The sequence below is a fragment of the Streptomyces longwoodensis genome (assembly GCF_001514125.1).
GTDB lineage: Bacteria > Actinomycetota > Actinomycetes > Streptomycetales > Streptomycetaceae > Streptomyces > Streptomyces longwoodensis.
On sequence record NZ_KQ948558.1, the window covers coordinates 290,897 to 304,388 of the forward strand.

Genomic DNA, 13,492 nt, shown 5'->3' on the forward strand with positions numbered 1-13,492 from the left:
TGGTGCTTGTCCGTCGTAGGGGAGATCCCTGAGGGAGCACCGCATAACGGTTTTCGGCAGAGCGTTCGACGACAGGGGAACCGCTCCGGCGTCCGGCGCGCAAGGAGGGGGATCACACCGGGGGCCGTCCGGTGGACGCGCGCGGGCTCGTCGCGTCCGTTCGAGTGGGGTCGGGGCCGGGACAGAAGCGGGGTGGGCGAGACGGGCGTTGAGGTGTCGTTGGGCACGACCATCCACCGCCGTCGGAAGGACCACCACGATGCGACGTACCGCTCTGCTCGCCCTCTGCGCCCTCATCTCCGCCGGAGCGACCGGCTTCTTCGCCACCAGCGCGCTGCGCAACCGCTGAGACGGCCGCCCGCCGCCCGACGCCCGACCACCGCTCACCGGCTGCTGTCCGGTCGGCCGGTGGGGGTGGGACGGCGCTGACGGGGGCGGGGGCCGTTCGCAGGGCGTGCCGTGCCGCGGCGGGGAGTGCCGTCGCAGCGGGTCGGCCGCGCTACGGCAGGGGGGTGCCGCCCGTGGCGTTGAGGACCTCGGCCGTGACGAAGCTCGCCTCCTGCGAGGCGAGGTACACGTAGGCGGGGGCCAGTTCGGCCGGCTGGGCCGGGCGGCCGAGGGGGCTCTGCTTGCCGAACTCCGACGTGTCGGGCATGGTCGCCGGGATCAGGGGCGTCCACACCGGGCCGGGCGCCACCGCGTTGACGCGGATGCCGCGCTCGGCCACCATCTGGGCCATGCCCTGGGTGAAGGTGACGATCGCGCCCTTGGTCATCGCGTAGTCCAGCAGGTGCGGGCTGGGCTTGTACGCCTGCACCGAGGTGGTGTTGATGACGCTGCCGCCCTCGGGGATGTGCGGCAGGGCGAACTTGGTCAGCCAGAACATGCCGTACAGGTTGGTCCGCAGGACGCGGTCGAACTGCTCGGTGGTGATGGCCTCGATGCCGTCCGGCTGGGACATCTGGTAGGCCGCGTTGTTCACCAGCACGTCGATGTGCCCGAACTCCTCGACCGCACGGTCGATGAGGGCCCGGCAGTTGGCCTCCTCACGGATGTCGCAGGAGACGGCGACCGCCTTGCGTCCCGCCTCCCGCACCAGCCGGGTCGTCTCCTCGGCGTCCTCCGCCTCCTCGTCCAGGTGGGTGAAGAGGACGTCGGCGCCCTCGCGGGCGAAGGCCAGGGCGACGGCGCGGCCGATGCCGGAGTCGCCGCCCGTGATGACCGTCTTGCGGCCCTCCAGCCGGCCCGAGCCACGGTAGGAGTCCTCCCCGTGGTCCGGCGGCGGGTCCATGGGCCCGGTCCAGCCCGGATGCGGCTGGTCCTGGGAGGCGAAGTCCGGCTGGGGGTGCTGTGTCGTCGGGTCCTGCTGAGCGCGCTGCTCGTCGCCCACGTCGGCCTCCTGGTCTGATCGTGCGGTGTGCGGCACGACGGGTTCCCCGATCGCCCCGGTCGAAAAGCCCCCGTCACCCGCACGGACCCCGGCGGCGTCAGGGGGCGCTCAGGGCCGCACCTCCCCGTCCGTCTCCGGCTCCGGCACCGGACGGAACTCCACGGCCACCACACCGTCGACGGCCCCGCACAGCTCCTCCAGCTCGGTCACCGACACCCCCGGCGACAGGCGGCCGCTGAGGACCACCTGGCCGTTCGTGACGTCCACCTGCACGGCCGACGGCGCCTCGCCGAGCGTCTTGACCAGCACCTCCTCGACGATCTCGGTGCGCAGCGCCTGGTCGGTGCGCAGGAAGACGCGCAGCAGGTCGCTCCTGCTGACCACGCCGATCAGCCGCTGGTCCCCGTCGACGACCAGCAGCCGCTTCACGCCGTGCCGGGCCATGACCCGCGCGGCGTCGACGACGCTCCAGTCCTCGTGCGCGCACACGGGCGGGGAGGACATCAGGCCGGCGGCGTCGGTGGCCGACGTCTTCGCGGGCCGCGGCGCGGTGCCCGTCGCACCCGCCTCCGGCCGGCCCCACATCTTGTGCAGCAGGTCGGCCTCCGAGACGACGCCCACGGGACGGTCCCCGGCGTCCACCACCGGCACCGCGGTGATGTCGTACTCCAGCAGCAGGTGGGCGATCTCCTTGAACGGGGTACCGGCCTGGACCCGGACGACCGCGCTGCTCATCACGTCGCGCACCGTCTGGTGGTTCATCACGGGCTGCCTCTCTGCTCACCGGCCACGACCGGTCGGCCGCGCACACCGCCGCCCTCGCCCTCCCCAACGAACGGGCGCCCCGGAAGTGCGCCCGGCGTCGCCGTCCGCCCGGCCGGTCCGTCAGTTTCGGAGAAGCCGGGGCCCGGCGTCGCCCCCTAGGCTCGGGGCAGCCCCATCGGGGGAACGGTCCGGCGAGCGGGAGACGTGTGATGGGTGAGACGGGGTTCACGGCCGAGGAGCGCGCCGCCATGAAGGAGCGGGCACGGGAGACGCGGGGGACCCGGCGCGCGGGCGGGAAGGCGGACCCGGAGAAGCCGGAGAAGGAGGTGCTGGCGAAGATCGCCGAGATGGAGGACGGCGACCGCGCGCTGGCCGAGCGGGTGCACGCCCTGGTCACCGGTGCCGCCCCGCAGCTCGCGCCGAAGCTCTGGTTCGGGATGCCGGCGTACGCCCGGGACGGCAAGGTCGTCTGTTTCTTCCAGTGTTCCGCGAAGTTCAAGGCCCGCTACTCCACGCTCGGCTTCAACGACCCGGCACGCCTCGACGACGGCGCCATGTGGCCGACCGCGTTCGCGGTGACCCCCGACCTGACGGCCGACGACGAGGCCCTCATCTCCGCGCTGGTGCGGCGCGCGGCGGGCTGACGGCGGACGGCCACCGGGGCGCCGTTCACGGGATCTCCTGTTCGGCCCAGATGACCTTCCCGGTGGCCGTGTAGCGCGCCCCCCAGCGGTGGGCCAGCTGGGCCACCAGGAACAGGCCCCGGCCGCCCTCGTCGGTGGAGCGGGCGTGGCGCAGGCGGGGTGCGGTGCTGCTGGCGTCGGACACCTCGCAGGTCAGGCGGGAGTCGCGCAACAGGCGCAGGCGCACGGGGGGTTCGGCGTAGCGGATGGCGTTGGTGACCAGTTCGCTGACGATGAGCTCGGTGGTCATGACCAGCTCGTCGAGCCCCCAGTCCGCCACCTGACGGGTCGCCAGGGCACGCAGCTCGGCGACGGCGGCCGGGTCGGCGGGCACGTCCCAGGAGGCGACGTGGTCGGCACCCAGGCCGTGCGTGCGGGCCAGCAGCAGGGCGACGTCGTCGGGCTGCGGATCGGGCAGCAGCCGCCGTACCGCGGACGTGCACAGCTTGCGCAGGTCGGGCTCCGGGCGGGACAGGGCCTCGGCGAGGCGGGCCATGCCGTGCTCCATGTCGCGGTCGCCGCCCTCGACCAGGCCGTCGGTGTACAGGCCGAGCAGGCTGTTCTCGGCGAGTTCGATGGTGGCGGCCTCGAAGGCCATGCCGCCCAGGCCCAGCGGAGGGCCCGCGGGGGGCTCGGGGAAGGAGACCCGTCCGTCGGGGGCGACCACGACCGGCGGGGGGTGCCCGGCGCGGGCCATGGTGCAGGTCCGGCCGACGGGGTCGTAGACGGCGTAGAGGCAGGTGGCGCCGAGGAAGGCCGCGGAGCTCTGCCGGGCCGCCTCGTCGTCGGTCATCTCCTCGCTCAGCCGGAGCACCAGGTCGTCGAGGTGGGCGAGCAGTTCGTCGGGCGGCAGTTCCATGTCGGCGAGGGTCTGCACCGCGGTGCGCAGCCGGCCCATGGTGGCCGCCGCCGTGATGCCGTGTCCGACGACGTCCCCGACGACCAGGCCCACGCGGGCCCCGGACAGCGGGATCACGTCGAACCAGTCGCCGCCGACGCCGCCGCGGGGGTCGGCCGGAAGGTAGGAGGACGCCACTTCGAGGGCCGTGCCGCCCTTGAGGGCCTGCGGCAGCAGACTGCGCTGGAGGGTGACGGCGGCGGAGTGTTCGCGGGTGTAGCGGCGGGCGTTGTCGACGCACAGCGCGGCCCGAGCCACCAGCTCCCGGGCCGGCAGGACGTCGTCGGGCTGGAAGGACACGGGGTTGACCGACCGCATGAAGGTGGTCAGGCCCAGGACGGTGTTGCGGGCGCGCATCGGCACGCAGATCAGCGAGTGCAGCCCGAACGCCCGCAGCCGCTCCGCCCGTTCGGGCTGCTGGGTGACCCACAGTTCGTCCGCGGGGTCGAGGACCGGCAGGAGGACCGGTTCGCCGTCGATGAGCAGCCGCGCGTCGTGCGGCGGCGGGAGGAAGTCCACCCTGTCGCCGAGCCGCCCCACGGCCTCCGGGCAGCCCTCGCGGACCGAGCGCAGTCCGGCGCGCCGCATCACGGCCCGGGCCGGTGCCGGTCCGGCGTCGGTCAGCCACGTGCCGTGCCCCTCGGTGCTCAGGACGTGCTCCAGGAGGTCCACGACGACGAAGTCGGCGAAGCGGGGCACCGCGAAGTCGGCCAGCTCCTGGGCGGTGCGCATCACGTCCAGGGTGGTGCCGACACGGGTCCCGGCCTCGTTGACGAGGGACAGCAGCTGGCGGGCGGTCCACCGCTCGGTGACGTCCAGGACCATGTAGCAGACGCCGGTGACGGTCCCGTCGGTGTCGACGAGCGGGAAGAACGACGTCGACCAGGCGCGCCGACGGTACGGGTCGGCCCAGCTCCAGCCGCCGTACTCGTAGTCCGTGACCGGTGCGCCCGTCTCCAGAACCTTGCGCATCATGCCCTCCAGCGGCTCGGCCTCGAGGCCGGGCAGCAGTTCGCTGAGCCGCCGGCCCAGCCGCTGGTCGCGAGGCACGCCGCCGATGCGTTCCAGGGTGTCGTTGAGCCAGACGAAGCGCAGGTCGCGGTCGACGACGGCCATGCCGACCGGGGAGCGGACCAGGAAGCCGTCCAGGACGGACCGGTCCATCGTCCAGCGCTCGCGGCCCTCCCGGGCCGAGAGCAGGAAGCACTCGCCGCCGCCGATGCCGAACGAGGCCGAGACGCGCAGGTCGACGTCGAGCCGGTGGCCGTCGCGGTGGCGCAGGGCGGCCACGCCGCTCCAGCCCATGCCGGACCGGCACCGTTCGGCGACGCTCGCGGCGCGCAGCGGGTTCACGGGCGTGTCGAGCAGCCGCGCGGCGGGCCGGCCGACGACCTCGGCGGCCGGGCGGCCGAGGAGCGCCTCGGCCGCCCGGCTCCAGCCCAGCACCACACCGGCCGTGTCGACCACGGCGGCCGCGTCGCTGGACGCGTCGAAGGGCTCGTGCGGTCCGGCGGACGCCGGCGGGTCGCAGCGTTGTCGCGGAGCATCCATGGGCGCCGTCCCTCGCAGGACTGGTACAGGACCCATGGTGCTGCCTGGCCGCCCGATCCGCACGGTTCGCCCCCGTCGGCGTCCCCCCGGCCGCCGGCCGGGCCCCTGACTGGGCAGGGCGCGGCGGCGGGGGCAGCATGGAAGGACCGGCGGTCGGCCCCGGCCCGCGCGGCGCGACGGACGCGGGCGGCACGGGCCCCGGCCGGTACGGGAGGTCGTCCATGACAGCCGAGTCCTTCGAGTACGGCGACGACGCTCCCGGTGCGCTCCAGGCGTCCCGGCCGACGGGTCTGCTGGACGTCCTCAGCGTCGCGGCGGTCGTGCTGGACAGCGAGGGACGCATCGTGTTCTGGACCCCGCAGGCGGAGGACCTGTTCGGCTACACCGCGCAGGAGGCGCTGGGCACCTACGCGGCCCGGCTGTTCGTCCACCCCGAGCACCTGCAGTCGGTGGTGAGCCTGTTCGCGGAGGTACTGGAGACCGGCCGCAGCTGGGCGGGGACGTTCCCGGTCCGGCACAAGGACGGCAGCACCCGGCTGACGGAGTTCCGCAACATGCGGTTGCAGGACGACCTCGGCGACATGTACGCGCTGGGCATCGCCGCCGACCACGCGCTGCTGCAGCGCGTGGAGACCGATCTGGCCCTGTGCGAGCGACTGATCAACCAGTCCCCCATCGGGCTGGCCCTGCTGGACCCGGACCTGCGCTACCTGCTGGTCAACCCCGCGCTGGAACGCATCGACGGGATCCCCGCCGAGGACCACGTGGGCCGTCACCTGCGGGAGACGCTGCGTTTCCCCGACATCGACACGATCGAGTCCGCGCTGCGCCAGGTGATCACCACCGGGACGCCGCTGCTCGACCAGTACCACGTGGGCCGGCCGGCCGCCGATCCCGACCAGGAGCGGGCCTGGTCGCTGTCGTTCTACCGGCTGGAGGACCCCGGGGGCCGGGTGCTGGGCGCGGCGGCGTCGGTGGTGGACGTCACCGAGCGGCACCGCGCGGCCGCCGAGGCCGACCGGGCGCGGCGCCGGCTGGCCCTGATCGCGGACGCCTCCACGCGGGTGGGCACCACGCTGGAGGTCGACCGGACCGCGCACGAGCTGGCCGAGATCGCCGCCGCCGAGCTCGCCGACGTGGTGGCCGTGGACATCCTCGACTCGGCCCTGGCGTGCCGCACGGCCCGCCGGCCGGACAACGGGCCCGAGCTGTTCCGGGCGCTCGCCCTGACGGCGGCCCACCCGACGGTCGCGCTGGAGGCCGCCGACGCGCCCGGTGACCTCGCCGCCTACGACGGGGACCGGCTGGTGACGCTGTGCGTGCACACGGGCCGGCCGGTGCTGGTCCGGCACGTCGGCGACCGGGACCTGGCCCGCATCGGGCGCGACGAGGAGGCGTCCGGTCTGCTCGCCCGGGCGGGCGTGCACTCCTACCTGGCGGTGCCGTTGATCGCGCACGGCGAGGTGCTGGGCGCCCTGGACCTCAAGCGCACCCGCAATCCACTGCCGTTCGACCAGGACGACGTGGTGCTGGCCGGTGAGCTGGCCAGCCGGGCGGCCGTCGCCATCGACAACGCCCGCTGGTTCCAGAGCGTGCGCAACACCGCGCTGACGCTGCAGCGCAGCCTGCTGCCCGAGCACGCCCAGCACCGGACGGGCCTGGAGCTGGCCTCGCGCTACCAGCCCGCGCAGGCCACCAGCGAGGTCGGCGGCGACTGGTACGACGTCATCCCGCTCACCGGTGACAAGACGGCGCTGGTGGTGGGGGACGTGATGGGCAACGGCATCGACGCCGCCGCGACCATGGGCAGGCTGCGCACGGCCACCTGCGCCTACGCCGACCTGGACCTCGCACCCGGTGCCGTGCTGGAGCACCTGGACCACATCACCTGCGACCTGGAGCACTACATCGTCACGTGCCTGTACGCCGTGTACGACCCGCACACCCGGCAGTGCTGCATCGCCAACGCCGGCCACATGCCGCCCGCGCTGGTGGGCCCCGGCCGCCCGCCGAGACTCCTGCGGCTGCCCTCCGGCGCGCCGCTCGGGGTCGGCGGGGTCACCTTCGAGGCGACGACGGTGACCCTCGAACCCGGGGACCTGCTGGTGCTGTACACCGACGGCCTCGTCGAGACCCGGCAGCACTCGATCGACGACCGGCTGAACGTCATGCTGAGCTTCCTCGACGAGCCGCGGCGGCCGCTGGAGGAGACCTGCGACCTGCTGCTGTACGGCCTGCGGCACCCGGACGACCACGACGACGTGGCGCTGCTGATCGCGCGGGCGCTGTAGGGACTCGGGCGCGGCGGCAGGTCCCCGGACGAACTGCGCACAGGACGGGTTTCCGGGCGCCGGCGGGTACGGTGGAGGGACCCGCACCGGTCGGCGCCCCCGCGCCGGTGACCGGGTGCGCACCCCGCCGGACCGCACGGTCACGGCCCCCGCACACCCCTCGACGGAGCAGACATGCCGCACCCCTCCGCGGGGCCGGACAGCGGATCCGACACCCTGTTCGACCTGGACGCCCTCGGGCAGCCCGTCCCGGCCGGCGGCGGCGCCGGTCCGTCCTCGCAGCCCGTGGCCACGGGCGGCGCGCCCTTCCGGGACAGCGACACCGCCCGCCGTCTGCTGCCCGTGCGGACCGTCTACGCCGAGCCGGCGGCCGCCGCGTCACCCCGCGGCCGCGAGATCCTCGCCCGCTTCCCGCGGGCGGAGGTGATCGAGGTCGACTCGCACTGGCGCATCCCGGGGCTGTACGGCAACGAGGGCAACCTCGAACGCTGGGTGCGCGTCAAGGGCGAGACGCTGGTGCTGGGCGAGCGGAAGTCCCTGACCACACGGCCCAACGGCCGCTCCGCGGACTGGATCGCCCCCGGCCCCTCCAACGGCTGCGCCCTGGCCTGCGCCTACTGCTACGTGCCGCGCCGCAAGGGCTACGCCAACCCGATCACCGTGTTCACCAACATCGACCGGATCATCGGACACCTCGGCCGGCACCTCGCCCGCCTGGGCCCCAAGCCCGAGGCCAACCAGTGCGACCCGTCGGCCTGGGTCTACGACATCGGGGAGAACGGCGACTGCTCGGTGGACGCGCTGGTCTGCGACAACACCGCGGACCTCGTCCGGGCCTTTGGCCAGTGGCCCACCGCCAAGGCGTCCTTCGCGACCAAGTTCGTCAACCCCGACCTGCTCGCGCTGGACCCGCGCGGTCGCACCCGCATCCGCTTCTCGCTGATGCCGCCGCGGGACTCCCGCCTGCTCGACCTGCGCACCTCCCCCGTGGACGAGCGGATCGCCGCCGCCGCGGACTTCCTGGACGCCGGCTACGAGGTGCACTTCAACCTCTCCCCCGTCGTCCTGCGCCCCGGCTGGGAGGGGGACTGGGCCGAGCTGCTGCGCCGGCTCGACGACGTGCTCCCGGAGCGGGTCAAGCGGCAGGCGGCCGCCGAGGTCATCATGCTGACGCACAACCGGGAGCTGCACGAGGTCAACCTGGGCTGGCACCCGCGCGCCGAGGAGCTGCTGTGGCAGCCGGACCTCCAGCAGGGCAAGCGCTCGGAGAACGGCGCCCTGAACGTCCGCTACCGCAACCAGGTCAAGGCCGACGCCGTACGGCGCCTGCGCGAGCTGGTCGCGGCCCACTCCCCGTGGCTGCGCATCCGGTACGCCTTCTGACGCACCCGCGACCTGAGACTCAGCGGAACTCAGCGGGGCTCAGCGCGCCCACGACTCCGGGCCGCCGCCCCGCCACTCGATCCACTCGGCGTCGACGACGTCCCGCGGCTCCACGTCCTCCAGACCGGCCGAGCGCAGGAACTCGACGACGTCGAGCGTCGTGTACGCCATGCCGACGAAGTGCTCGCCGACCCGGACCCGACGGCCCCCGTCGGCTGCGGGGGGATGCACGACCACCTGGAGCATGACGCCCACCCTCGCCCGGGCCGCACCCCCACGCACCCGGGACGCGCCCGTACGGGTCGGGGCGGGCGGTCCCGCGCCGTGTGCACCGCCGGATCGCGACGCGGAGGACTAATCTGCCCGGAGTTGGATACGCACCGGCCACCACTGCCCCGCCGCGTGAGGACACCGATGGCCACACACACTGAACCGGCCGCCCCGGTACCCGCGGCCGCGCGCCCCTCGGGCGGCCCGGGCCGCATCGTCATCAGCTGGCTGACCACCACCGACCACAAGAAGATCGGGCACCTGTACCTGATCACCTCGTTCTGCTTCTTCCTGGTGGGCGGGGTGCTCGCCATGGCGATCAGGGCCGAACTCGCCCGGCCTGGACTGCAGTTGCTGTCGCAGGAGCAGTACAACCAGGCGTTCACCATGCACGGCACGATCATGCTGCTGCTGTTCGCGACGCCCACGTTCGCGGGGTTCGCCAACGCGGTCATGCCGCTGCAGATCGGCTCCCCCGACGTCGCCTTCCCGCGACTGAACATGTTCTCGTACTGGCTGTTCCTGTTCGGCGGCCTGCTCGTGCTGACGAGCTTCCTCACCCCGCAGGGCGCGGCCGACTTCGGCTGGACCGCGTACACCCCGCTCAGCGGCGGGGAGCGCACGGCGTACGTCGGCGGCGACCTGTGGATCATGGGGCTGGCGCTGGCGGGCTTCGGCACCATCCTCGGTGCGGTCAACTTCATCACCACGATCATCTGCATGCGCGCGCCCGGCATGACAATGTTCCGCATGCCGATCTTCACCTGGAACGTGCTGCTCACCTCGGTGCTGGTGCTGCTCGCCTTCCCGGTGCTGGCCGCGGCCCTGTTCGCGCTGGAGGCGGACCGCAAGTTCGGCGCGCACGTCTTCGACCCGGAGAACGGCGGTGCGCTCCTGTGGCAGCACCTGTTCTGGTTCTTCGGGCACCCCGAGGTGTACATCCTGGCCCTGCCGTTCTTCGGGGTGATCACCGAGATCATCCCGGTGTTCTCCCGCAAGCCGATCTTCGGCTACATGGGGCTGGTCGGCGCGACCATCACGATCACCGGTCTGTCCGTCATGGTGTGGGCCCACCACATGTTCGCCACGCAGGCCGTGCTGCTGCCCTTCTTCTCCCTGCTCAGCTTCCTGATCGCGGTGCCGACGGGGGTGAAGTTCTTCAACTGGATCGGCACCCTGTGGAAGGGCTCCGTGTCCTTCGAACCGCCCATGCTGTGGGCGGCCGGCTTCCTGGTGACCTTCCTGTTCGGCGGGCTCACCGGTGTGCTGCTGGCGTCCCCGCCGATGGACTTCCACGTCACCGACAGCTACTTCGTCGTCGCCCACTTCCACTACGTGCTGTTCGGCACGATCGTCTTCGCCATGTTCGGCGGCTTCAGCTTCTGGTGGCCCAAGATGACGGGCACCATGCTGGACCCGCGCGTGGAGAAGATCCACTTCTGGACGCTGTTCGTGGGCTTCCACACGACGTTCCTCGTGCAGCACTGGCTGGGCGCCGAGGGGATGCCGCGCCGGTACGCCGACTACCTGGCCGCGGACGGCTTCACCGCGCTCAACACGGTCTCCTCCATCGGCGCGTTCCTGCTGGGGCTGTCCACGCTGCCGTTCCTGTACAACGTCTGGAAGACGGCCCGGCACGGCGAGCGGATCGAGGTCGACGACCCCTGGGGGTACGGCCGTTCGCTGGAGTGGGCGACCTCCTGCCCGCCGCCCCGGCACAACTTCACCGCGCTGCCGCGCATCCGCTCCGAGTCGCCGGCCTTCGACCTGCACCACCCGGAGATCGCGGACGCCGAGTACGGGGAGCACGGCGGCCGCCGGGACGCGGTGGACGCCGAGGGGCACCGGGGCCGGCCGCGGTGAGTCCCTGAGGCGGAGTCAGGAGCTGCCGTGCGCCCGGTGCGCGCCGGTGCTGCGGCCCTTGAAGTGGGGCTTCCAGCCGTTGGCCGACCGCGGGTCGTCACGGCGCAGGCGGATCTCGACGTGGCCGTCGACCTCCCGGGCGTCGAAGGCGGGCTGCGGGGCCGTCGCCGGGCCGCGGACGTTCCAGCCGTCGGAGAGGCGGAAGACGCTGCCGTGCCAGGGGCAGGTGACGCAGCCGTCGGCGACGGTCCCCTCGGCCAGCGGACCGGCCAGGTGGCTGCACCGCTCGGCCAGCGCGTGGATGGTTCCGCCCGCCTCCCGCACCAGCAGGACGGGCACGTCGTCGACGACGCGGCGTACGGGACGGCCGACGGGGAGGTCGGCGACGTCTCCCACCCGGTGCCAGCCCTCGCGCACGACGTGCGGGACCTCCTCGGCGTGGTTGGCGCCGGACGCCTGCCGGTAGGCGAGGTGGCCGCCCAGCAGGCCGCCGAGCGACACCGCGGTCATGCCGAGGAAGCCGAGGGTGCGGCCGGCGGCGTCCCGTCCCCGCAGCCTGCAGGTGAGCGAGGCGGCGTACAGGCCGACGCCCGCGACGTTCGCCAGCGCGTGCACCAGTCCGACGCGGGCCTGTTCGGGGCGCAGCTCCGCCCAGTCCACGGCGCCCGCGGCGGCGGCGGGGGCCGCCGCGGCCAGGCCGACGCCGACCAGCAGCGTCGCCTCGCGCGACCGGCCCGGCCTCATGTCCAGCACCGCCGCCGACAGCCAGCTGCCGATCGGCACCTGCACCATGAGGGGGTGCACGGGGTGGCCGAGCCACCGGCCGTGGAGCAGGTCCCGGCCGGCGCCGAGCGGCAGCTTGTGGACGCCCGACCGCAGCGTGTCGATCAGGGGGTCGGCGCGCGGCTGCCGCTCCAGGCGGTCCAACAGCCACAGCATGCGGTTCTGCTTCATCCGGCGGCGACGTACCGATGCGCTCATGCGCCCCTGTGTTCCCCGCCCGACCTGTACAAAACGGGCGGCGCGGAGCGTGCGCCCGGCGGTGCCGGGGCGCCCGGTGTGTCCGCGGGGGCGAGGGGGGCACTCGGCGGCCATGCAGACTCCCCGCCGCCCCTGGGCGGATCACACGCTGCCCCTGCTCGCCGAGGGCTACGCCTGGTTGCCCAACCGCATGCGGGAGAGCCCGGACCACGTGGTCCGCACCCGCCTCATGGGCCGTCCCGCCCTGGCCGTGCGCGGCCCCGAGGCGGTGCGCTTCTTCTACGACGAACGGCACGTGCACCGGCACGGCGCCCTCCCGGAACCGGTGCGGGGCACGCTCTTCGGCAAGGGCGCGGTCCACACGCTCGACGGCGACGCCCACCGGGCCCGCAAGTCGCTGTTCCTGCCGCTGCTGCACGTGGAGCGGATCGCCGGGCTGGTCGAGGAGGTCGCCGCGGCGTGGGACGAGGCGGTGACCTCCTGGACCGGGCGTCCCGGCGTCGTCCTCTTCGACGAGGCGGCCGTGGTGCTCACCCGCGGCGTGTGCCGCTGGGCCGGGGTGCCCCTGCGCGACGACGAGGCGGAGCCGCTGGCCCGCGACCTGGTCGCGCTGGTCGACGGCTTCGCCACCGCGGGCCCCCGCCACTGGCGGGCCCGGCGCGCCCGCGGCCGGCAGGAGGCGCGACTCGCGGAGCTGGTGGAGGACGTCCGCTCCGGCGCCATGACCGCCCCGGCCGACTCGGTGCTCGACCGGGTGGCGCGGCACCGGGAGGCCTCGGGCGAGCTCCTCGAGCCGGGTACGGCGGCCGTGGAACTGCTCAACGTCATCCGTCCCACCGTCGCCGTGAGCTGGTTCGTCGCCTTCGCGGCGCACGCGCTGCACCGGTGGCCGCTGCACCGGGAGCGGCTGCGGGCCGGCGACGCCGCCTACGCCGCCGCGTTCGTGCACGAGGTGCGGCGGTTCTACCCGTTCGCCCCGTTCCTCGGCGGCCTGGCCGTGACCGACCTGACCTGGAACGGCGCGGAGCTGCCGCGGGGCGGGCTGGTGCTGCTGGACGTCTACGGGCAGAACCACGACGAGAAGCTGTGGGGCGACCCGTACACCTTCCGCCCCCAGCGGTTCCTGGAGCGGCCGGTCGGGGCCGACGAGCTGATCCCGCAGGGCGGCGGCGACCCGCGCACCGGGCACCGCTGCCCCGGCGAGGGACTCACCATCGGGCTGCTGGAGGCCCTGGCGATCCGGCTGGCCCGCCTGGAGTACACGGTGCCCGCCCAGGACCTCACCATCTCCCTGCGCCGCATCCCGGCACGGCCCCGCAGCGGCTTCGCCGTCACCGGCGTCCGGGCCCCGGCGCCCGTGGGCGACTGAGGCGGCCGGTCGCGCGTCCCGCGTCCGCCGCTGGGTACGCGGAGGACG

The 13,492-nt window shown here is 73.8% G+C and carries 10 protein-coding genes; 5 read left to right on the forward strand and 5 right to left on the reverse strand.

Annotation, left to right across the window (positions count from 1 at the left end):
• Positions 1 to 499: 499 nt before the first annotated feature.
• Entirely contained in the window at positions 500 to 1,390 is an 891-nt protein-coding gene (locus AQJ30_RS25810) for an SDR family oxidoreductase (protein ID WP_067238566.1), read from the reverse strand.
• 108 nt (positions 1,391 to 1,498) lie between these two features.
• Positions 1,499 to 2,152, reverse strand: a complete 654-nt coding sequence (locus AQJ30_RS25815) for a CBS domain-containing protein (protein ID WP_067238568.1) — start codon at positions 2,150 to 2,152, stop codon at positions 1,499 to 1,501.
• 212 nt (positions 2,153 to 2,364) lie between these two features.
• Here AQJ30_RS25815 and AQJ30_RS25820 point away from each other — a divergent pair, with 212 nt between their 5' ends.
• Positions 2,365 to 2,799, forward strand: a complete 435-nt coding sequence (locus AQJ30_RS25820) for an iron chaperone (RefSeq protein ID WP_067238570.1) — start codon at positions 2,365 to 2,367, stop codon at positions 2,797 to 2,799.
• Between the two features lie 25 nt (positions 2,800 to 2,824).
• On the opposite strand, the gene AQJ30_RS25825 is transcribed toward AQJ30_RS25820, so the two are convergent.
• Positions 2,825 to 5,287 (reverse strand): SpoIIE family protein phosphatase, encoded by a 2,463-nt coding sequence (locus tag AQJ30_RS25825; RefSeq protein ID WP_067238573.1) that lies wholly within the window; start codon positions 5,285 to 5,287, stop codon positions 2,825 to 2,827.
• 221 nt (positions 5,288 to 5,508) lie between these two features.
• Here AQJ30_RS25825 and AQJ30_RS25830 point away from each other — a divergent pair, with 221 nt between their 5' ends.
• Positions 5,509 to 7,578, forward strand: coding sequence for a SpoIIE family protein phosphatase (locus AQJ30_RS25830; RefSeq protein ID WP_067238575.1), 2,070 nt, complete (start codon positions 5,509 to 5,511; stop codon positions 7,576 to 7,578).
• Between the two features lie 174 nt (positions 7,579 to 7,752).
• Positions 7,753 to 8,961 (forward strand): spore photoproduct lyase family protein, encoded by a 1,209-nt coding sequence (locus AQJ30_RS25835; protein ID WP_067238577.1) that lies wholly within the window; start codon positions 7,753 to 7,755, stop codon positions 8,959 to 8,961.
• A gap of 39 nt (positions 8,962 to 9,000) precedes the next feature.
• Here the strand turns inward: AQJ30_RS25835 and AQJ30_RS25840 are convergent, their stop codons facing one another.
• Entirely contained in the window at positions 9,001 to 9,207 is a 207-nt protein-coding gene (locus AQJ30_RS25840) for a hypothetical protein (RefSeq protein ID WP_067238581.1), read from the reverse strand.
• 168 nt (positions 9,208 to 9,375) lie between these two features.
• Here AQJ30_RS25840 and ctaD point away from each other — a divergent pair, with 168 nt between their 5' ends.
• Positions 9,376 to 11,094, forward strand: coding sequence for an aa3-type cytochrome oxidase subunit I (gene ctaD, locus AQJ30_RS25845; protein ID WP_079084301.1), 1,719 nt, complete (start codon positions 9,376 to 9,378; stop codon positions 11,092 to 11,094).
• 15 nt (positions 11,095 to 11,109) lie between these two features.
• Here ctaD and AQJ30_RS25850 read toward each other — a convergent pair whose 3' ends face one another.
• Positions 11,110 to 12,048 carry a Rieske (2Fe-2S) protein gene (locus tag AQJ30_RS25850; protein WP_067238584.1) on the reverse strand — a complete coding sequence of 313 codons (939 nt, stop codon included), beginning with the start codon at positions 12,046 to 12,048 and terminating at the stop codon, positions 11,110 to 11,112.
• A 139-nt stretch (positions 12,049 to 12,187) separates the two neighbouring features.
• Between AQJ30_RS25850 and AQJ30_RS25855 the strand changes: the two genes are divergently transcribed.
• Positions 12,188 to 13,444, forward strand: coding sequence for a cytochrome P450 (locus AQJ30_RS25855; protein ID WP_067238586.1), 1,257 nt, complete (start codon positions 12,188 to 12,190; stop codon positions 13,442 to 13,444).
• The last annotated feature ends 48 nt before the right edge of the window (positions 13,445 to 13,492 follow it).